This window comes from Bradyrhizobium sp. CCBAU 11430, from assembly GCF_028128855.1.
Taxonomy (GTDB): Bacteria; Pseudomonadota; Alphaproteobacteria; order Rhizobiales; family Xanthobacteraceae; genus Bradyrhizobium; species Bradyrhizobium ottawaense.
On the sequence record NZ_LBJV01000071.1, the window covers coordinates 158,525 to 177,747 of the forward strand.

General features: G+C 64.4%; 18 protein-coding genes and 1 tRNA gene. 11 read left to right on the forward strand and 8 right to left on the reverse strand.

Translation table 11 applies throughout. The annotated features are described in order from the left end of the window. Positions 1-113: 113 nt before the first annotated feature. Complete coding sequence (gene greA / locus XI04_RS31945) at positions 114-587, forward strand: transcription elongation factor GreA (protein WP_007596674.1); 474 nt, start codon at positions 114-116, stop codon at positions 585-587. A 165-nt stretch (positions 588-752) separates the two neighbouring features. On the opposite strand, the gene XI04_RS31950 is transcribed toward greA, so the two are convergent. Further along, entirely contained in the window at positions 753-1,232 is a 480-nt protein-coding gene (locus XI04_RS31950; RefSeq protein WP_026201989.1) for an Lrp/AsnC family transcriptional regulator, read from the reverse strand. A 266-nt stretch (positions 1,233-1,498) separates the two neighbouring features. Here XI04_RS31950 and trxB point away from each other — a divergent pair, with 266 nt between their 5' ends. The 5 genes from trxB to XI04_RS31975 all read left to right on the forward strand — a co-directional run bounded on the left by trxB (position 1,499) and on the right by XI04_RS31975 (position 5,372). Beyond that, the gene (gene trxB, locus XI04_RS31955) at positions 1,499-2,464 is read left to right on the forward strand and encodes a thioredoxin-disulfide reductase (RefSeq protein WP_038971099.1); all 966 of its coding nucleotides are present in this window, start codon (positions 1,499-1,501) and stop codon (positions 2,462-2,464) included. A 5-nt stretch (positions 2,465-2,469) separates the two neighbouring features. Next, a complete protein-coding gene (locus XI04_RS31960; RefSeq protein ID WP_026201990.1) occupies positions 2,470-3,393 on the forward strand; it encodes a LysR family transcriptional regulator in 924 nt (307 codons plus the stop codon). Positions 3,394-3,852: 459 nt separating this feature from the next. Further along, entirely contained in the window at positions 3,853-4,761 is a 909-nt protein-coding gene (locus tag XI04_RS31965; RefSeq protein ID WP_271610706.1) for a 4-hydroxy-tetrahydrodipicolinate synthase family protein, read from the forward strand. 160 nt (positions 4,762-4,921) lie between these two features. Then, the gene (locus XI04_RS31970) at positions 4,922-5,074 is read left to right on the forward strand and encodes a hypothetical protein (protein ID WP_154694126.1); all 153 of its coding nucleotides are present in this window, start codon (positions 4,922-4,924) and stop codon (positions 5,072-5,074) included. Between the two features lie 133 nt (positions 5,075-5,207). Then, complete coding sequence (locus tag XI04_RS31975) at positions 5,208-5,372, forward strand: hypothetical protein (protein ID WP_131233054.1); 165 nt, start codon at positions 5,208-5,210, stop codon at positions 5,370-5,372. 78 nt (positions 5,373-5,450) lie between these two features. Here XI04_RS31975 and XI04_RS31980 read toward each other — a convergent pair whose 3' ends face one another. Then, positions 5,451-6,128 carry a ParA family protein gene (locus tag XI04_RS31980; protein WP_025032179.1) on the reverse strand — a complete coding sequence of 226 codons (678 nt, stop codon included), beginning with the start codon at positions 6,126-6,128 and terminating at the stop codon, positions 5,451-5,453. A gap of 383 nt (positions 6,129-6,511) precedes the next feature. Continuing rightward, the gene (locus XI04_RS31985; protein WP_271610707.1) at positions 6,512-6,856 is read right to left on the reverse strand and encodes a hypothetical protein; all 345 of its coding nucleotides are present in this window, start codon (positions 6,854-6,856) and stop codon (positions 6,512-6,514) included. A gap of 428 nt (positions 6,857-7,284) precedes the next feature. On the opposite strand from XI04_RS31985, the gene XI04_RS31990 reads away from it, so the two are divergent. Next, the gene (locus tag XI04_RS31990) at positions 7,285-8,451 is read left to right on the forward strand and encodes a CaiB/BaiF CoA transferase family protein (RefSeq protein ID WP_271610708.1); all 1,167 of its coding nucleotides are present in this window, start codon (positions 7,285-7,287) and stop codon (positions 8,449-8,451) included. A 2-nt stretch (positions 8,452-8,453) separates the two neighbouring features. Further along, positions 8,454-9,374: an HpcH/HpaI aldolase/citrate lyase family protein gene (locus XI04_RS31995; protein ID WP_271610709.1), complete on the forward strand. Its 921-nt coding sequence runs from the start codon at positions 8,454-8,456 to the stop codon at positions 9,372-9,374. A gap of 48 nt (positions 9,375-9,422) precedes the next feature. Here the strand turns inward: XI04_RS31995 and XI04_RS32000 are convergent, their stop codons facing one another. Then, positions 9,423-10,589 carry a helix-turn-helix transcriptional regulator gene (locus XI04_RS32000; RefSeq protein WP_271623882.1) on the reverse strand — a complete coding sequence of 389 codons (1,167 nt, stop codon included), beginning with the start codon at positions 10,587-10,589 and terminating at the stop codon, positions 9,423-9,425. Positions 10,590-10,873: 284 nt separating this feature from the next. On the opposite strand from XI04_RS32000, the gene XI04_RS32005 reads away from it, so the two are divergent. Beyond that, the gene (locus tag XI04_RS32005) at positions 10,874-11,812 is read left to right on the forward strand and encodes an AEC family transporter (RefSeq protein ID WP_212474909.1); all 939 of its coding nucleotides are present in this window, start codon (positions 10,874-10,876) and stop codon (positions 11,810-11,812) included. A gap of 84 nt (positions 11,813-11,896) precedes the next feature. Beyond that, positions 11,897-12,301, forward strand: coding sequence for a nuclear transport factor 2 family protein (locus tag XI04_RS32010; protein ID WP_212429202.1), 405 nt, complete (start codon positions 11,897-11,899; stop codon positions 12,299-12,301). 35 nt (positions 12,302-12,336) lie between these two features. On the opposite strand, the gene tenA is transcribed toward XI04_RS32010, so the two are convergent. The 4 genes from tenA to XI04_RS32030 all read right to left on the reverse strand — a co-directional run bounded on the left by tenA (position 12,337) and on the right by XI04_RS32030 (position 15,174). Beyond that, positions 12,337-13,020, reverse strand: a complete 684-nt coding sequence (gene tenA, locus XI04_RS32015; RefSeq protein ID WP_271610712.1) for a thiaminase II — start codon at positions 13,018-13,020, stop codon at positions 12,337-12,339. A gap of 163 nt (positions 13,021-13,183) precedes the next feature. Continuing rightward, the gene (locus XI04_RS32020; RefSeq protein ID WP_271610711.1) at positions 13,184-13,603 is read right to left on the reverse strand and encodes a hypothetical protein; all 420 of its coding nucleotides are present in this window, start codon (positions 13,601-13,603) and stop codon (positions 13,184-13,186) included. A gap of 594 nt (positions 13,604-14,197) precedes the next feature. After that, positions 14,198-14,274: transfer RNA gene (locus XI04_RS32025), tRNA-His, on the reverse strand. Between the two features lie 465 nt (positions 14,275-14,739). Then, positions 14,740-15,174, reverse strand: coding sequence for a phasin (locus XI04_RS32030; protein ID WP_028140510.1), 435 nt, complete (start codon positions 15,172-15,174; stop codon positions 14,740-14,742). A gap of 584 nt (positions 15,175-15,758) precedes the next feature. Here XI04_RS32030 and XI04_RS32035 point away from each other — a divergent pair. Then, positions 15,759-19,220, forward strand: coding sequence for a PAS domain S-box protein (locus XI04_RS32035; RefSeq protein ID WP_271611347.1), 3,462 nt, complete (start codon positions 15,759-15,761; stop codon positions 19,218-19,220). The last annotated feature ends 3 nt before the right edge of the window (positions 19,221-19,223 follow it).

A 19,223-nucleotide genomic window follows, 5' to 3' on the forward strand; every position in this document is an offset into this window, starting at 1 on the left:
CGCCAGCCCACATAACGTTCCGGTGGCCGCGTGTTCAGGGCCGGGAATACCGACGAATCAAGGTTGCCGCGCCCGCTGTTGTGGGGACGCGGAGCCGAAGGACGAGAGAAGAGATGGAAAAGGTTCCGATGACAGCGGGCGGCTTTGCCGCGCTCGGGGAAGAATTGAAGAAGCGCCAGTCCGAGGACCGTCCGCGCATCATCGAGCACATCGCGGAGGCGCGCTCGCACGGAGACCTGTCGGAGAACGCGGAATATCATGCCGCGAAGGAAGAGCAGTCCCACAATGAAGGCCGCATCGCCGAGCTCGAGGACAAGCTCGCGCGCGCCGACATCATCGACATCTCGAAACTGTCCGGCGATACCATCAAGTTCGGCGCCACCGTGACCTTGGTCGACGAGGACACCGAGAAGAAGACGGTGTGGCAGATCGTCGGCGAGGTCGAGGCCGACGCCAAGAAGGGCCGCATCTCCATCACCTCGCCGCTCGCCCGCGCGCTGATCGGCAAGAAGAAGGGTTCGACCGTCGAGGTCAACGCACCCGGCGGCGCCAAGGCGTATGAAATTACCAAGGTGGAATGGCGGTAAGAATTTGCCGCCCGCGCTGAGACGTTTCAAAAGGCCGCGCATCGCGCGGCCTTTTTGTTTCGGCGTGTTGCTTGTGTGGGTGGAGCACGCTCTCTCACCGCTGGTCGTTGCGAGCGCAGCCCGCACCTCAATCAGGATGACGGGACTGGCAGGACCTTGGAGCGGCTACCGCCTCCCCTTCACGTCCAGCGGCACCGCCGCCTCGTATTTCGAATTATGCAGTACCAGCGATGTCCGCACATTGCGCACGTGGGGCGCGGCGGTCAGATGCGTGACGAAATCCTGGAAGGTCGCCATGTCGGGGGCGACGCATTTGAGGATGAAATCGACCTCGCCCGACAGCATCCAGCACTCCCGCACCAGGGGCTCGGCGCGGACGAACTCCTCGAAGGCGCGTAAGTCCGCCTCGGCCTGGCTGGACAGGTGCACGGCGGCAAATACGGTGACGTCGAAGCCGAGCTTGCGGGCGTCCAGCAGGCCGCGATAGCCGTGGATATAGCCCTCCTCCTCCAGCGCCCGGACGCGGCGCAGGCAGGGCGGCGGCGAGATGCCGACCCGCTTGGCCAGCTCGACATTCGTGATTCGACCGTCAGCCTGAATCTCGGAGAGAATTTTCAGGTCGATGTCGTCTAGGTTCCGCGACACTTGATTGGAACTCCTGGCCTTTGCGGCTGTATTGGTGGGTTTGCCGCAATCCTCATAGCCCAGTCCGCGCGGCTAGCGCAATTTTATTGCGCGTGCACCGCAATCGACTTTTGTTCCCTGTTGGAAAAATCCGCCGACAGGCAATGCAATTCTTGCATAGCTCACCAGAAGGCTTAGATTAGCTCTGATATTTCAGCGCCTCCGCGAGGCCTCCCGGCACGTTCCGCTCCCGCGCTGTGAATCCCCCGTGAAAGGCGTCCGTCAATATGTCCGCCCCTGTCCATGCAAAGGTCGTCATTATCGGCTCCGGCCCCGCCGGCTACACGGCGGCGATCTACGCCGCGCGCGCGATGCTCGAGCCGATCCTGATTCAGGGCATCCAGCCGGGTGGCCAGCTCACCATCACCACCGACGTCGAGAACTATCCGGGCTTCGCCGACGTGATCCAGGGCCCCTGGCTGATGGAGCAGATGGAGAAGCAGGCGGTCCATGTCGGCACCAAGATCGTCTCCGACCTTGTGATCAAGCTCGACAGCTCGCAGCGGCCGTTCCGCCTCACCTGCGACTCCGGCGACGTCTATCTCGCCGACGCCGTGATCCTCGCCACCGGCGCGCAAGCGCGCTGGCTCGGGTTGCCGTCCGAAGTAAAGTTCCAGGGCGGCGGCGTGTCGGCATGCGCCACCTGCGACGGCTTCTTCTACCGCAACAAGGAGGTCGTGGTGGTCGGCGGCGGCAATACCGCGGTCGAGGAAGCTCTGTACCTCACCAACCATGCCTCGCAGGTCACCATCGTGCATCGCCGCGACCACTTCCGCGCCGAGCGCATCCTGCAGGAACGTCTGTTCAAGCACCCCAAGATCAAGGTGATCTGGGACAGCGCCGTCGACGAGATCTGCGGCACCGAGAACCCGAACAAGGTCACCCATGTGCGCCTGAAGAACGTCAAGTCCGGCGCGCTGACGGACGTGAAGACCGACGGTGTCTTCATCGCCATCGGCCACGCGCCGGCGACCGAGCTCGTGAAAGACCAGATCAAGCTCAAACCGTCGGGCTATGTCGAGGTCGCCCCGAACTCGACCGCGACATCGGTGCCCGGCTTGTTCGCCGCCGGCGACGTCGCCGACGAAACCTATCGCCAGGCCGTCACGGCCGCCGGCCTCGGCTGCATGGCAGCTCTCGAAGCCGAACGTTTCTTGGCCCTGCGCGCCAGCGAGCGCGCGGCAGCGGAATAAAGATCATGCCCCGAACACGCGACGGATTTACAGATATGGACTGGGACAAGCTGAAGGTGTTTCACGCAGCGGCGGAAGCTGGCAGCTTCACGCATGCGGGCGAGCAGCTCGGCCTGTCGCAATCGGCGGTGTCGCGCCAGGTCTCGGCGCTGGAGCAGGAGCTTTCGGTCTCGCTGTTCCACCGCCATGCCCGCGGCCTGATCCTGACCGAGCAGGGCGATTTGCTGTTCCGCACCGCGCATGACGTGTTCATGCAGCTCCAGGCGGCGCGCGCCAAGCTGACCGACAGCCGCGAGCGGCCGAGCGGCGACCTCAAGATCACCACCACCCCCGGCGTCGGCATCAACTGGCTGATCCCGCGGCTCGGCGAGTTCACCGCGCTCTATCCGGAAATCCGGATCTCGCTGATCGTCACCGACGAGGAGCTCGACCTGTCGATGCGCGAGGCCGACGTCGCGATCCGCACCCGCAAGCCGACGCAGCCGGATCTCATCCAGCGCAAGCTGTTCGCGATGGGCTTCCACGCCTACTGCTCGCCGGAATACATCAAGCGCTTCGGCACGCCGCGCACGCTGGAGGAGCTCGACTCCCACCGCATCATCACGCTCTCGGACGGCAACTTCGCGCCGCATTTGCAGAACCGCAACTGGCTGGTCGAAGCCGGCCGCAACGGCTCGGGTCCGCGCGAAGCCTATTTCAGGGTCAACAACATCCTCGGCCTGGTGCGCGCCTGTCAGCAGGGCCTCGGCATCGCGGCGCTGCCCGACTACCTCGTCGAGGAACAGAGCAAACTCGTGCAGCTGTTCGGCGAGTCGGATTCGATCCAGCTCGATACGTACTTTGTCTATCCCGAGGAGTTGAAGACGGTCGCGCGCGTGCAGGTGTTCCGCGACTTCGTGGTGAGCAAGGCGCAGCGCTGGCCTTCCTGATTTCCGCATGACTGACATGCGGCCTCGGCTGTTGCTGCATGGCGCTCGTCAAGCTCATACTGCTTGCACGCTGAGCCTTCGCGTTGCGCATTTGTCCCCCTCCTCCAGTGGCGCGGGAGTTCAGTAATCCCTCTTGGAAGGTGATTGTGTCGGCCTCACGTGGCCAATACCTTAAGCCGGGCTCATTCGAGCCCGGCTTTTTTTCGGTCAAATCGGCTTTCGCCTTCCGCGTGTATTGACAGTTCCAGGCATACCCCGCATCATTTGCACATGATCACGAAGTCGTGCGCAATCTCGTCGAAGGCGATCGCCTCGAAAAAAGGCCCCCATTTGGGGACCTCGGAGTTTTGCGTGCGCTAGACCGGCTTCGTCATCGCTGCAATCCCGAAAACCCCGCCGCCTGGACGGGGTTTTTTCATGTGCCCTCCGTCTCAGGTTTCCCGAGAAGGAGATGGAAACATGACCGGACTTGAAGATCATTTGCACGGGCTGTGGCTGCCGCTGGTGACGCCGTTTCAGGGCGGCGCGCTCGACGAGCGATCGCTGCGGCGGCTGACGCGACATTACAGCGCGCAAGGCATCGACGGCTTCATCCTGGGGGCGACCTCCGGTGAAGGCATGACGTTGCGCGAGGCCGAGCTCGAACGCCTCGTCGCCATCGTGGGCGACGAGATGGCGGCGGGCCGGCGCACCTTGCCGATCTGCCTCGGACTGTCAGGCGCGGACACCGCGCGGCTGAAGGACCGTCTCGACGAGACCGCGGACTGGCCGATCGACGGTTATCTGATCGCAAGCCCTTACTATGTGCGCCCCTCGCAGCGCGGCCTCTTGGCGCATTTCGAGACGCTCGCCGATCACGCCGCCTGGCCGATTGCGCTCTACAACATTCCCTATCGCACCTCGGTGAACATCACCAACCAGACCATGCTGCGGCTCGCCGAGCATCCGAACATCGTAGGCTTGAAGGATTGCGGCGCGAGCCGCGAGCAATCGATCGCGCTGCTGCGCGACCGTCCGAAGGATTTTCGTGTGCTCACCGGCGAGGACGCCAACTATTTCGAGGCGCTCGTCGACGGCGCCGACGGCGGCATCGTGCTGTCCGCCCATGTCGAGACCGCGACGTTTGCGGCGGTGTATGCGGAAGCGAAGCGCGGCAACCACGACGTGGCTCTGGCGCGCTGGCACGAGGTCGCCGATCTGACGCAACTGCTGTTCACCGAGCCGAGCCCGGCGCCGGCAAAGTATTGGCTGTGGCGGTGCGGCCTGATCGACAGCCCCGAAGTACGCCTGCCGATGGTGGAAGTGAGCAGCGAGCTCGCCGCCGCGATCGATCGCGAGATCGAGCGACGGACGAAGGTCGCGGCGTAGTATCGTTTACCCTCCCCTGGAGGGCCCCTCCAGGGGAGGGTAAGAGCGCCGCCCGTGGTTAACATCACCCCAACGGCCTTCGCGCCCGCCGCATGGCCCATCCACCGCTCGTTTACCCATCCGTCCCTATCGTTGCTCTCCAGGAACTTCCAGAGGGGGAATGACCATGGGACATCGCACCCGGCCTACGGCCGCGAGCCAATACGCGCCGGCCGATCTTTTGCAGGGAATTCTCGTCGTTTCGTCGTTCGGGTTCTGGGCAGTGATGCTCGGCCTGATGCCGGTGCTGCTGTATCGGATCTGGCTCGCCTGAAGGCGGCACGTCGCGCGGATGGTTAAGCGGCCGTCACAAATGCGCTCAAAATGCGCAGCGGTTTGCAAGCCGGAATCTTAAAACATCCCGCGTATCGTTCACGCCCATAAGCGAAGAAATCGCGGGGGCGTTTATGAATAGTCATAATGAGATGGCGTCGTATTTCGGCGCCGGACAGGAGAAGCTGTCCACCGAGCAGAGCTTTACCACCGAGGACATTCTCTGGGCCGCCGGCATCTGGTCGGTGATCCTGACTATGTCGCCGGTCATCGTGTTCTACATGCTGATGGTGGCGTAGCCGCTTCAAGCAGTTTCCGAAAACGCAAAACGCGCGGACGTTCCCGCGCGTTTTTCGTCCGGGGAATGATTTAAAGAATTAAGCAGCCTGCTTGTGCATTGCGCCGGACGCCGACGCCGTGCCGCGAATGGCCTTGACTGAACGCTCGATCGCCGCCCACAGCCTTGCGATTTCCTGAGCCGCACGGCTCTCGGCCTGATATTCCCGCGCGCCCTCGCCGTGGCTCAGCGCCATCAGCAGGTCCGAACGGTTGGTGATCTGGCCGCCCCACACCGGAGCCCGGAATTTGGCCAGCGCTTCGCGGGCGATGGTGACGATCGGGCTTTCGGCTTCGTCGCGCTTGGCCGGTGCACCGTTGAGCACGACCGCATAGGGCTTGCGCGCGGCGCGGCACATCTGGATGGTTTCCTGCACCGCGTTGACGTCGAACACGCCGGGACGCGCCGGAATGACCACCATCGTCGCGTTCTTGATCGCGTCGTCGACCACGGCCGAGAGGTTCGGCGGCGTGTCGATCAACACCCATTCATAACCGTCGCGCTTGGCAGCGGAGACGATGCCGCTGACGGAGTTCACGGCCGCCTTGATCGGCGGCTCGTTGGTGCCACGCAGCTTGTGCCACAGCGTGAGCGAGCCCTGCGGGTCCGCGTCCACGAGCATGACCTGCTTGCTCGCCTTGATCTGCGCGGCGAGATGCGCGGCTAGGGTACTCTTGCCCGAGCCGCCTTTACGCGATGCAAAAACAATAACGTTCATACCTTCGGCCTCCAGATTGACCCCAGGCCGCGAAAATGAATCACCGCGCTGATTCGTGAAAGAAAAATTTATCGGGGGTTGCGTTACCGCCACGAAATAACAAGGCGTGTTGGCTTTTGAGTCACACTGCGTCGCAGGACGAGAGACCAACTGCAACGAAACGCCGCCCGCGCGAGCATCTGTGCGTTCTTTGAGCAGCCGAGCGGGACCAGGCGGAATGCAACCCTCCCGCGCAAACCCTTATCCGACTCTTTTCCATCGCGCGTTCGCAATTGCCGCAGGCATCAGCGCGGCCTGCGCGAACAAAAGGAGTCCGCTCGCTGGCGCGGAGCTGATGCCGGGCATGACGAAGGTTTCAGACAAGGAACGCGGCTGTCCCGCGCTCAGCTGTCGCTGGTCTTTTTCTTCTTCGCCGCCGGCTTGGTGCTCTTCCTCGCGGTTTTGGGCGCAATGTTGGTCGGCTTGCCGGCGCGAGCCTCGCCCGGCTCGGGCCCGGGGCGGAAGAACACCCGGCATTGCGGCGAGAGCTGCGCCTTCTTCTTGATCATGCAGGCGGTGATGGCGTCGACGTTCGGAACGAACTCGCCGCACAGCCGCATCGCATCCGGCGTGCAGGCCTGCTGCTCCTCCGGGGTGTAGGCGAAGCCGGTGCCGGGCTGGACCAGCACGGCCAGGGCCATCCCGAGAGTTGCAGCAGCCAAGGATGTCTTGAAGCGAAACGCCGGCATCGATCCCCCCAACATGTCGAGTCGGAGGGAATAGTGGGTGAACGGCGGTTCGTTGGCAACGAGGGCAGATGCGAAAGGTCGGACCTGTGCGGTCTTGGCAACAGGATGGGGCAGACTTCCGCTAGCTGTCCACGACGTCATGGCCGGGCATGTTGTTTAGCCCGGGCATGACGACCACATGGAGGCGCGGGGGATGACAGCTGTGCGCGAGGAAAGAGTGCCCCGCCCCACAAAAAACGCGAAAACAACCCCATGCACAGTAGCCAAGTCGCGGCAATCGTTACGCATTTCACGACTTAGGATTTAACGAAGCCGAATTTGACTCGTCGGGCAAAACGGGAGCATGATGTCATCATCAAGAAGATGCGCGTGGGTGGTCGGCCTGTCTCCTGCGCTGGTCGGAAAGCGCACGAGAGGAAGCGATCGCAATGGAAGGGAATGAAGCAGATCTGCCGCTGTCGGGCGTCACGGTGGTCTCGCTCGAGCAGGCGATCGCAGCGCCGCTGGCCAGCCGGCACCTCGCGGACTGGGGCGCGCGGGTGATCAAGATCGAGCGGCCGGGCACTGGGGATTTTTGCCGCGACTACGACCACGTGATGAACGGCATGTCGACCCAGTTCGTCTGGACCAACCGCTCCAAGGAAAGCCTCGCCATCGACATCAAGAGCGAGGACGGCCGCAAGGTGCTCGATGCCCTGCTGCCGCAGGCCGACGTGTTCATCCAGAACCTGGCGCCCGGCGCTGCCGAGCGGCTCGGCCTCGATGCCGCATCGCTTCTGCGCAAATATCCGCGCATCATCGCCTGCGACGTCTCGGGCTATGGCACTGGCGGCCCCTACAGCGACAAGAAGGCCTATGATCTGCTGGTCCAGTGCGAGGCCGGGGTTCTCGCCATCAACGGCACCGAGGCGGAGCCGGCCAAGGTCGGGCTGTCGGTGGTCGACATCGCCACCGGCATGTACATCCTCAACGGCGTGCTGATGGCGCTGTACCGCCGCGAGCGGACCGGCAAGGGCACCGCCTTTCAGGCCTCGCTGTTCGATTCCATCACGGACTGGATGAGCTATCCCGCCTTCTACACGCAAAGCACGGGACGGCCGCTGCCGCGAACCGGGGCCAGGCACGCGACGATCGCGCCGTACGGCCCGTTCCGGGTCGGCGACGGCAACACCATCTTCTTCGGCATCCAGAACGATCGCGAATGGCGCTCGCTGTGCCGCATCGTGCTCGGCGACGCCGGCTTCGCCGACGACCTGCGCTTCCGCACCAATCCGCTGCGCATGCAGAACCGCGACGATCTGCAGGCGCATATCGAGCAGCGCTTTGCCGCGATGGTCAGCGAGGAGGTGCTGCGCCTGCTGGATGAGGCCGCGATCGCCAACGCGCATCTGAATTCGGTCGAGGCCTTTCTGGAGCACGAGCAGCTCCGCGCGCGGTCCCGGGTGCAGAGCGTCGGCTCGCCGTGCGGGCCGGTGATGAGCTTCCTGCCCGCGCTCACCATTCCAGGCGTCGAGCCGCGGATGGATCCGGTGCCGGATGTGGGACAGCACAATCAAGCCATCCTCAGCGAACTCGGTCTGGCGAAGGACATTTGACGATGGCACAACGGCCAACGCGGGCCTACCTCGCCGTCCCCGCGCATCGCTCCCGTCTCGTCGCCAAGGCAGCGGCCTCGGCTGCGGACGCGGTGTTCATGGATCTCGAAGACGCGGTGCCGCCATCGGAGAAAAGCCTCGCACTGGAGGAAGCCGTCCGCTCCCTCTCCTCGCTCGACTGGGGCAACAAGCGCGTCACGGTGAGGATCAACGCCGCCGACAGCCGCTTCATCGCGCAGGAGATCCGCGCGCTGGCGACGCTTCCCCGGCTGGATGCGGTGATCGTGCCGAAGGCGGAGCGCGCCGGCGACATCGTTGCGATCGCCGATCAGCTGCGCGCCGCCGCGCCGGATCGCGCTTCGCCGGTCGCGCTGGAATTGCTGATCGAGACTGCGCTCGGTCTCGTCAATGTCGACACGCTCGCCGCATGTCACGACAGCGTCGCCGCGCTGCATCTCGGCGTCGGCGATTTCGCGGCGTCGATCGGCGCCCGCTCCTCCGACATCGGCGTGTCGCCGGATGGCTACCGCCATGTCGGATCGGCGCAAAGCGGCTATGCCTCTGCCCCGCTCGACCTGTTTGCCTACCCGATGATGCGCCTTCTGGTCGCCGCCCGCGCGTGCGGCCTTCACGCCATCGACGGCCCCTGCGGCGCGTTCCGCGATGCCAGGCTGACCGAAAGCAGCGCCCAGAAGGCCGCGGCGATGGGTTTTGACGGCAAGCAGGTCATCCACCCCGACCAGATCGAGCCGACGCTGCGCGCGTTCATGCCGTCGGACCAGGAGCTGGCCCAGGCGCGGCGGATCGTCGAAGCGATGGAGCAGGCGGAGGCGCAAGGCCAGGGCGCGGTGACTCTCGACGGCAAGATGATCGACTACGCCAATGTGCGGATGGCGCGCAGGATCATCGCCCTAGGGTCGTAGCGGCGCTTACGAGCCGCTCCCGACGCTGATCCTTCAAAGGCCGGTGACTCAAGGCCCTCGCAACACGAGCCGGCCGAGCAGTGCCGCGAGCTCGCTTTGCCTGGATATGCCGAGCTTCTGAAATACGCGCTTCAGCACATTGCGCGCCGTGTCTTCGGCAATCCCGAGCCGGCCCGCAGCTTGTTTCGGCGGAACGCCCGAGCCCACCAGCGAGGCGATCCTGGCCTCCCCGAGCGTCAAGCCCAGGATGTCCCGCACGATGGCGGGATCCGGAGGCTCGGCAGATTTCTGCTCGATCGCGAGCACGATCGCTCGCGTGCGGGTCAGAAAATGGCCGTCTGAAAGTGCGCCGGCGGTGATCGGGAGCAGGTAGATGACGAAACGCCTGCCTGTTGCGCTCGACTCGACGAGAATGGGTCTCGGCTCGGCCAGCAGATCGCGCGCCTCGGCGCGAAGCGTTTGCGTCATGGCGGCCTCGAACGGCGCCCGGCTCGCCACCATGCGAACACGCAGACGATCGTTCACGAGGTCGAACACCTCGCCGAGAAGGCTCTCCCCCACCGGATTGGCGAACAGCACACGCGCGGACGAGTCCAGCGCGAACACGCCGATGCCGATCCGCGCGAGGGCGTCGCCAAGGCCCAGATTGGCCAGTTCGGTATCAAGCAGCCTGATCGACAGCCGCAACGATTTCTCGGCATGGCGCCCGAGCGTCGCTATCAGGTCCAGTTCGGCGTCGGAGAACTGCGGCCTGGCGAAGGCTCGCTGCACGCTGAGAGCCACGATGATCCGGGGGTCGGGTGACACCCCGATCGATCCGAACCAGCCCAAACCGTGCCTTGCAAGGAATTCCCTGCTGAACGGATGGTTGAGGTAGGCGTCGTCGATCGGGCCGATGTGTCGATCGGTGAAGGGCTCGCCGCTGACGTAAAGGCCGGCCGAGATGCAACGTTCGGCCTTGAAATCGTGCTGCGCCCAACGCGTCCCATAGTCGGTGAGCGCCGGCGCGAGGTTTTCGGAGGCGATGGCTCCGAAGGCCCCGTCGTCCCTTCGCCATTGCAGGATCGCGCCGGCGTCATCGAAGCAGCCTGCGATCTTGCCAAGAGCGGATGGCCAGAGTGATGGGCTCGCTGCTGTATCGTAGATCGCTTCGACGGCAGCGAGGAGACGGTCGGCGGCAAGGGGCATGGGATCCAAATCGATCAGAGAAGGCATTCAGGTTACACGAGATTGCCCTCCAACAATTGCCGTCCGGCCGCTTTCCCGGGACTTCTACCGGATTTCTACGTGAGAGATCGGTTACGGGGGCGGTGCACAAAATTGTCTTTGGTCCGCCTTGCGGCTAACGTGGGCTCTGCGGTGCGGGCGTTCTTGTGGACTATCACCGTCATCAAGCACTGCCACCGTCATCAGGGGCGGTGACGCTGGAAGGCAAGATGATCGACTATGCCAATGGGCGGATGGCACGCCGGATCATCGGACTGGGGTCGTAGCGGCGCATGGCCACGCTATTGATCGTCGCGCCGGTGTTTGCGCTGATCGCGGCCGGCTATGCCGCGGTGCTGTTTCGCTTCGTCTCCGAGGCCGCGCACAAGGGCATCAGCGAATTCGCCTTCAGCATCGCGATCCCAGCGCTGCTGTTCCGCACCATCGTCGTGTCGGAATTCCCCGATGTCAGCCCCTACAGGATGTGGGGCGCCTATTACGGCGCGCTGGCCGTCATCTGGATCGCGGCGCTCGCGATCTCCGCGCTGCTCCGCGCGCCGCGGGAAGATCGCGAGGACGGCGTCGTGTTCGCGATCGGCTCGGTCTACGGCAACATCGTGATGCTCGGCATTCCCCTGACGCTCTCGGCGCTGGGTAATGAGGCCGCCGGACCGATGGCCCTGATCCTGTCGGTGAACACGCCGCTGCTCTGGCTCTGCGGCATCCTGCAGATGGAGCTGGTCAACCGCAAGCGGACCGGCTCGGCCCTGTCAGTCATCTGGCCCGTGCTCACGGACCTCGCCCGCAACCCCTTGATGCTCGCGATCGGTTTCGGCGTGATCTGGCGTTTTACGGGCCTCGGCCTCACCCCTGTCGTCGACCGCACCATCGAGCTCCTGGCGCAGGCGGGATCGCCGACAGCCCTGATCGCGCTCGGCATCAACCTGTTCCGCTTCGAGGTGAAAGGCGAGAAGCTGAGCATCTTGGTGATGTGCGCGCTCAAGCTGGCGGCGATGCCGGCGGCGGCGTTCGCCCTGGCAAAGCTGCTCGACCTGCCCCCGATAGCCACCGGTGTCGTCGTGCTGTTCGCGGCAATGCCGACCGGCGCGAATGCCTACATCTTCGCGGTGCAGTATCAGCGGCTGGTGAACCCAGTGTCGGGCGCGGTGGCGCTGGGGACGCTGCTGGCGGCGGTGACGTTGCCGGTGGTGGTGTGGGTGGTGGCGCGCTGAGCACGCGCAGCATCGTCTCGAAGATTTTGCCTTTACACGCGAAGGTCGCTAGGCTGCCCTGATACGTGTTGCAGGGAGGGTGACATGGCACAGCGCGAAGACATGCTCGCATTGATCAGGACCGCCTACGCCGCGCGCGGCGACGGCGACGTCGAAGGCCTGGTGGCGGCTTTTCATCCCGACGGCCACTTCACCTTGATGGGCGACAAGGGTGCGCTCGAACTGACGGGACGCATGGAGGGGCACCCGACCCTGCGCGGGGCTTTCACTCAGTTCACTGCCGCCTTCGGCTTCGAAAGCCGCGAGATCCTGGCTGAGCTGGTCGACGGGGATCGCGTTGCAGTCCATTCCCGGGTTCTCGTTCGATACAATCCGAGCGGAAAGACTTTCAGCACCGAGATCCTGGACCTGTTCAGATTTCAGGATGGCAAGATCGCCGAGCTGATCGAGTTTGCGGACACGGCGCAGATCAAGGCGATGATTGCGTGAGGCGGGATGCAGCTCCGCAGGAGTTTCGCGCACTGTCACCGTAACTCGGCAACACGCTGGCCCTCGCGCCAGGCCATCTCCCAGAAGTCTGCCTCGAGCCGGGTAGCTTCCTTGAAGATCGCAGTCAGCTCGGCCTCGCGGGCCGGCGTGGCGTAGATATCGGCGAGATGGTCGAGGTGCGCACGGGCTTTGGCAGCGACCTCCTGGTACGGCACGCCGGCGTACTCCGCGATCCAGACGCGATAGGCGTTCGTCGCAGCGTCCGCATGGGGTCGCGAGGCGAGCCGCGTTGCGATCTCGGCGTACCCGATCACGCAGGGGGCAAGCGCCACCTTGAGTGCCAGCAGATCGCCGCGCATTCCAGCGTCGAGCACGTAGCGTGTATAGGCCAGCATCTCGGCCGCCGGAGGGGCCTGTTCAAGATCGGCCGGGGATAGGCCCCATTCGGCACAGAGCTTCACATGCAGGTTCATCTCGACATCGAGGATGGCCGACAGGCCGGCCGCCGCTTCACGCATGTCGGCAAGCCGCGGCGACTTGTAGACCGCGAGCGCGTAGGCGCGCGCAAACTCGATGAGGAACAGGTAATCCTGAACGAGGTAGTGACGAAACGCAGCTTCAGAGAGCGAGCCGTCCGCCAATCCGTTCGTGAAGGGATGCTCGGTGTAAGCCCGCCACTCAACGGATGCTGCTGTCTTGAGACGCTCGAAGAAACTCACGATGGTTTTCGCCTGGCATGCTGGTCCAAGAACTCTTTGGCTCGCTACCGATAGCGCATTGCGAACGGAGGAGCTACGGTGGCGGCGGACGAAATTGGCTTTGAGCAGCGTTGCGGGCACTCCCCGCGTCGGGAGTTTTGTGCACTGTCACCGTAATCTAAGATCACGGTCTTGCTGACATCGCTTTCGATATCGCCGTAAGCTTTTGCTGGTTCTTGAAGAGTTGAGCGAGATAAGCCTGCGGGTAAAGCTTGTTCGTCTCCAGGGAAAGGTCGCGATAGACAGCGTCGACCAACTTCGAGATGTCCTGGACTATGGCCGCCGGCAGCGGTGTTGACACGTTGACGGCGGTTGCGGGCAACCGCTGGAAAACGTTATGGGCAATAAAACGATTACCGTGGATGAAGAATCCCTCTTCCCGCCCACTTAATGTCTTAAGTCTATCGGCTAGAGCTTCTTCAATGACGCGGAGTATTTTTACAGTCTGCCAGAGCTTCAGACCCGAAACGCCTGAATTGAATAACGCCTTGTAAGGGGCTTTTGTAGTATCTTCCCAAAGACGGCCGATTTCACGCTTTGCCAACGTGGAATGCGAGAGCTCCGGACTAGCGCATGCAAGGGCGACGGTCGCTTCCTCGAACCGTCACGGAAATTCGTGGGACCACTTTTCGGTTTACTTGACCATCCGCGACCAGCATCTCCGAGAAATTGAGGCGCTGCTCCTGCGAATCACGCGCCCTCCAGGTGCCAGGCAGACGGGGAAGCTTGCCCAATCACGCGATATGAAGCGGCAAATAACGCGCTCCATTCGCGCCAAGCAAGCGAAGCACATTTCTTCCTTGTTTGAGTGGCGGTAGATTCGTCCAGAACGGGACGAACCAAAGAAGATCGCTGGAGACTCCGACCTTGTTCGGTTCCTCCCAATGGGCGCGAAGCTACGGGCTGATTACAAGGGCAAGATATACCGTGCTCGCGCGCGCAGGGATGGTACGGTTCGCTATCAAGGGACGACTTACGATTCCTTGAGTCAGGCGGCCAAGACGCGACTTACGGGAGCATGGATTGTCAGCAAATACTTGGGACTATCGAATTTCGCGCATCGAATATTGCACGCAGCGTACTAGTCGATGGAGAAACGTTTTGAACAAATACGGCTTAGCTAAGTGGTTGTTTTTATTGGTACAGTTGGGTGGGCTCGAACCACCGACCTCCTGTTCCACAGACAGGCGCTCTAACCAACTGAGCTACAACTGCATCCTGGCGAGCCGCCCTCGGGCTACCTGAAAAGGCCGTCGACCTAGGGGGCTGGACGGGGCGGAAACTAGGTGCAACGGCCCGGTTTGGCAAGGCCGCAATGGGGCGAAAAACCAGCTGAAATCGCCGTCAATGCGACGAAATCAGGCTTGATGGCGGGCATCGAGGGGGTGCGCTGCCCGCCGTCCGCTCGAGCAGAGCACCGCGTGTGACGCTGAAGCTTTGGGCGCTCAGGCTCCCACATCGTCATGGCCGGGCTTGGCCCGGCCATCCACGCCTTTGCCCGCAGCACTGAGAACGTGGATGCCCGGGCCTTCGCCTCGCCGAAGCGGCTTCGGCCGCGCAGGCGGGACAAGCCCGGGCATGACGACCTTCGTGGCTACCAGCATACCCGCAAGCGGGAGAGGCAAAAGAAAAACCCGGGCGCTTGGCCCGGGTTTCGCCAGTTCAAACCTGCCTCACCGCTCAGGCGGCGGGCTTGTAGAACTTCGAGGCGCTGGCCTTGATCGGCTCGGCGGTCTCGGCGGCGACGCGCTGGGTGAGCTCGACCAGCTCCTTGGCCTGGGACTGGAGGGTCTCGAGCTGGGTGCGGGTGTGGCCGGTCCACAGCTCCAGCGCTTCCGCCGGCGACTTCAGGCCGAACAGCTGCTGTGCGAAGTCCAGCTGGGCGCTGGTGTTGGCCTTCATGAACTCCACCAGCTTGGCGGTGTATTCGCTCGCGCCCTTGCTGGCCGAGGTGAACACGGCCTCGACGGTGCCGTTGTGGCTCTCGGCCACGTCCTTGAACTTGGCGTAGTTTTCGCGGGCCTGCGACACGCCCTTTTCGGCGAACGCACGCATCTGCTCGGGGACCTCGAACGGAATGATCGAGGCAGAAAACGGATCAGTCGCACCTGTCATGGTTGTCCCTCACGCTAATTGAAAAAAATGGAGTGAGCCTTCTGGCGCGCCCGCCGGCCCCCGGTCTGGGCCGTCACACATTGAGCGGGTACGAAAGACTGGAAACGCGAAACAAAGAGATGGCTCGCCCAGCGCCCAGCATTATGGCTGCCTATCGTGTCAACATTGTGCAGCGCAATGCGCCAACAGGGTGCGCTGCGAAATTTAATCTAGGTTAGGATGAGGTTCCGGTATGAGGGAACCGGGGGTTGAGGTGGGGTGGGTCGGGCTAGCCCGCTGTCATTCCGGGGCGCGACGAAGTCGCGAGCCCGGAATCCATTCCGCCACCGTCTCTGCGGCCCGATGGATTCCGGGTTCGCGCTGAGCGCGCCCCGGAATGACGGCGGAGAGCGCCTCGCCCCGAATCCCTTGGATGAACCGGGCGGCGGCTTGCGGGTTCGGGCGGATTAAGGTTATCGCGGCTTAGGGCCGCCGCCGGGGAGCGGGGCCGTGGACCTGCCCGCGGGCGCGGGCGATACTAACCCTTTCTTAAGGCTGTCATTCCCGGCAGCCGCCAGCTTCAAGCGTGAGACACAGCCGGTCGGATGACGAGTTCGGATTTCCAGTTGCGAGGTGTGGGCGATCCCCGGCTGGCCGTGCATGCGACCTCGCAGCTCGCGACATGGCTGTGGTCGATCGACGGGACGCGCGTGCTGTGGGCCAATCCGGTCGGCGCAAAGCTGTTCGGCGCGGCGAACGGCGCAGCGCTCGCGGACAAAATGTTCGGCCCGGCCGACCCCCATCGCCGCCAGGTCGCCCGGCTCGCCCGGCAGCTGCCGGCCAACGGCACCGTGCGGCTCGAACGTCTGCGCGGCTTCGGCGCCCGGTTCGGCACGCTAATGACCTGCGCCTGCGCCCGGCTCGACTTTGCCGATGGCGGACACGCGGTGCTCGTCACCGCGATGGACCCGACCTTGCGCGCCATGCCGCTGGTCGAGCGGCTGCATCGCCTGGTCGAAGGCGTGAAAATGCCGATGGCGGCGTTCGCGCCCGACGGCCTGTTCGTCGGCGCCAGCGAGGCCGCCCGCTCCCTGCTCGGCTTCCGCGATCTCGGCGAGGCCGGCCTCCAACAGGCGCGCAACGATGCGCTGCGCGAGGGCCGCGTCGAAACGCCGATCGGCATCGGCCAGATGGTGCTGCAACGGGTCGGGATCGGCGCCGATGTCGGCCTGATCGCGCTGATCGAGCCGGCCACCCAAGCTGCGCCCGCAGCGACCGTGCCCGAGAGCACGGCGGAAACCGCAAACGAGACGCCGGTTGAACCTGCGCAGCAGGCCGCGGCCATGCCGAGCGAGCCGCCACCGCCGCAGGACGGATCGGCCGGGATCTCGTTGTTCGATGCGTTCGCCGAGCCGATCGAGGCGCCCGCGGCAACCGAGACGATCGCGCCTGAACCGCAGGACGCGGCAAGGATCGAGGACGCGGCCGAAGAGCCTGTTCGAGAACCAGTTCGCGAAACGCCGGACCGGAGCGCCGACATCGCGCCAAAGACTCCGGTTGAAAACCCGCATCAAGCCATTGTGTCGCCGCAGGCTGCGCCGATCACATCAGCCATGGTCGAGCCGCCGTCGGGCCAGGAATCGTCTGGCCGGGATTCGTCGGGCCAAGAGCCGCCCGCACCGCGTCAGCATCCGCTGCGCTTCCTCTGGCAGATGGATGCAGAGGGCCGCTTTGTGCTTCTCTCCGACGAATTCATCCGCCTGATCGGCGCGCGCACCGCCGCCGGCTTCGGCCATCCTTGGCGCGAGATCGCCGAGCAATTCTCGCTCGATCCTGATGGCCGCGTCGCAGAGGCGCTTGCGAGCCACGACACCTGGGCCGGGATCACCGTGAACTGGCCGGCTGACGGCGGCGAGCATCTGCCGGTCGAACTCGCGGGCCTGCCGGTCTACGACCAGTCGCGCAACTTTGCCGGCTTCAAGGGCTTTGGCGTCTGCCGCGATCTCGACGGCCTCAACCGCCTGGAAGCACTCAGGCGCTTCGAGACGGTGACCGAACCGCCGGCGCAGCACGGCCCGTCTGCCGAACTGGTCGCGCCCGAGGCCGAGCCGCTCGCGGAGGCGCCGCCTCCGCCGATCGAGCCGCCCGCAGCCGAGCCCGAGCCAACACCCGAACCTGAACTGCTAGAGCCCACCAGCGACGCGAATTCACATCCAACCGATCCGGACATTTCAGTGGAAACGCCAGTCGAAACCCCTCCGAATGTCGTGCCGTTCCGCCCGCACGGCGACGTCAGATCACTCAGTGATCAGAGATCGCCGACGCTGACGCCGGTCGAGAACAGCGCGTTCAATGAGCTCGCCCGGCAATTGTCCGAGCGCCTCGAACGCGAGCGCGAGACGATCGCGGCAGAAGCTTCCGAGCCTGTGGCGGAGACCACCATAGAGCCGCCGGCGCCGGAGCCCGAACCGCCCCACGCGCCGGCCGAATGGCTGACCGAGCCCGCGCCGCCGGCGCGCGGCGCCAGCGCGCGCGACCGCACCCTGCTCGACCTGTTGCCGACGGGGATCCTGATCTACCGGCTCGACCGCCTGCTCTACGCCAACCCCGCCTTCCTCGCGCGCATGGGCTATGCCGGCATCAACGCGCTGGAGAATGCCGGCGGGCTCGATGCGCTCTATGTCGAGCCCGGCGTGTCCTCGGCCAGCAGCACCTCGCAAGCCGGCACGCCTGTCACGATCAGCGCGACGCTCGCGAACGGCGAGCAGCCGCTTGCGACCACCGAGGCGCATCTGCACACGATCGACTGGGACGGCGAAAGCGCGCATGCGCTCATCTGCGCGCTGCCGCAGGCGGCGCCCAGCGTCGCGGCGTCCGTGATCGCACAGACGATCGTCACTGAATCTGTTGTCGCCGAATCCTTCCCCTACGCGCCCGAGCTGGACTCCGCGGCCGGCGATGCCGATGCCGAGGATCTCGCCGCGATCCTCGACACCACCGCCGAGGGCATCGTCATGTTCGATGCCGAAGGCAACATCCACGCCTGCAACCGCAGCGCCGAAGCGCTGTTCGGCTATGACGGCGCCGACCTGCTCGAGCAGAATCTGGCGACGCTGTTCGCGCCGGAGAGCCGGCAGATCGTCGCCGACTATCTCGAAAGCCTCAAGAGCCAGGACATTTCGAGCCTGCTCGACCACGGCCGCGAGGTGCTCGGACGCGAGAAGAAGGGCGGCGTCATTCCGCTCGCGATGATCATGGGCCGCACGCGGCCGGACGGCCCGAACTTCTTCGCCGTGTTCCGCGATCTCTCGCAGAGCAAGAAGGGTGAGAGCGAGCTGACACAGGCGCGCCACCTCGTCCACAGCGCGGCCAACGCCAAGGCCGACATGCTGGCGCGGATCAGCCACGAGATCCGCACGCCGCTCAACGCCATCATCGGCTTTGCCGAGGTGATGATCTCCGAACGCTTCGGCACGCTCGGCAACGAGCGCTACGGCGAATACATGAAGGACATCCGTGCCTCCGGCGAGCGCGTCATCGCGATCATCGACGACCTCCTGGAGCTGTCGCGGATCGAGACCGGCAAGCTCGATCTCAACTTCGCCAACCTCAGCCTCAACGACCTCGTCGAAGCCTGCGTGACCGTGATGCAGCCGCAGGCCAATCGCGAGCGCATCATCATCCGCACCTCGCTCGCGCATGCGCTGCCGCAGGTCACGGCGGACGCGCGCGCGATGCGGCAGATCACCATGAATCTGATCTCGAACTCGATAAGGCTTGCCAGCGCCGGCGGCCAGGTCATCGTCTCCACCGCGCTGTCCGACCGCGGCGAGATTGCGCTGCGCATCCGCGATACCGGCCATGGCCTGTCCGAGCGCGAAGTCGCCGCCGCGATGGAGCCGTTCCGCACCCCGCCGCCCGGGGACGCCGCAGACAATTCGGCGCTAAGCCTGTCGCTGACCAAGGCCCTGGTCGAGGCCAACCGCGCCCGCTTCAACATCAAGAGCGCGGGGAATTCCGGCACGCTGATCGAAGTGGTGTTCGCACCGGTGGTGGCGGGGGCGTAGGCG

Bases quoted from the DNA above. Each gene is read 5' to 3' on its own strand.
- greA (WP_007596674.1), top strand. From the start codon at position 114: ATGGAAAAGGTTCCGATGACAGCGGGCGGCTTTGCCGCGCTCGGGGAA.
- trxB (WP_038971099.1), top strand. From the start codon at position 1,499: ATGTCCGCCCCTGTCCATGCAAAGGTCGTCATTATCGGCTCCGGCCCC.
- XI04_RS31960 (WP_026201990.1), top strand. From the start codon at position 2,470: ATGCCCCGAACACGCGACGGATTTACAGATATGGACTGGGACAAGCTG.
- XI04_RS31965 (WP_271610706.1), top strand. From the start codon at position 3,853: ATGACCGGACTTGAAGATCATTTGCACGGGCTGTGGCTGCCGCTGGTG.
- XI04_RS31970 (WP_154694126.1), top strand. From the start codon at position 4,922: ATGACCATGGGACATCGCACCCGGCCTACGGCCGCGAGCCAATACGCG.
- XI04_RS31975 (WP_131233054.1), top strand. From the start codon at position 5,208: ATGAATAGTCATAATGAGATGGCGTCGTATTTCGGCGCCGGACAGGAG.
- XI04_RS31980 (WP_025032179.1), bottom strand. From the start codon at position 6,128: ATGAACGTTATTGTTTTTGCATCGCGTAAAGGCGGCTCGGGCAAGAGT.
- XI04_RS31985 (WP_271610707.1), bottom strand. From the start codon at position 6,856: ATGCCGGCGTTTCGCTTCAAGACATCCTTGGCTGCTGCAACTCTCGGG.
- XI04_RS31990 (WP_271610708.1), top strand. From the start codon at position 7,285: ATGGAAGGGAATGAAGCAGATCTGCCGCTGTCGGGCGTCACGGTGGTC.
- XI04_RS31995 (WP_271610709.1), top strand. From the start codon at position 8,454: ATGGCACAACGGCCAACGCGGGCCTACCTCGCCGTCCCCGCGCATCGC.
- XI04_RS32000 (WP_271623882.1), bottom strand. From the start codon at position 10,589: ATGCCTTCTCTGATCGATTTGGATCCCATGCCCCTTGCCGCCGACCGT.
- XI04_RS32005 (WP_212474909.1), top strand. From the start codon at position 10,874: ATGGCCACGCTATTGATCGTCGCGCCGGTGTTTGCGCTGATCGCGGCC.
- XI04_RS32010 (WP_212429202.1), top strand. From the start codon at position 11,897: ATGGCACAGCGCGAAGACATGCTCGCATTGATCAGGACCGCCTACGCC.
- XI04_RS32030 (WP_028140510.1), bottom strand. From the start codon at position 15,174: ATGACAGGTGCGACTGATCCGTTTTCTGCCTCGATCATTCCGTTCGAG.
- XI04_RS32035 (WP_271611347.1), top strand. From the start codon at position 15,759: ATGACGAGTTCGGATTTCCAGTTGCGAGGTGTGGGCGATCCCCGGCTG.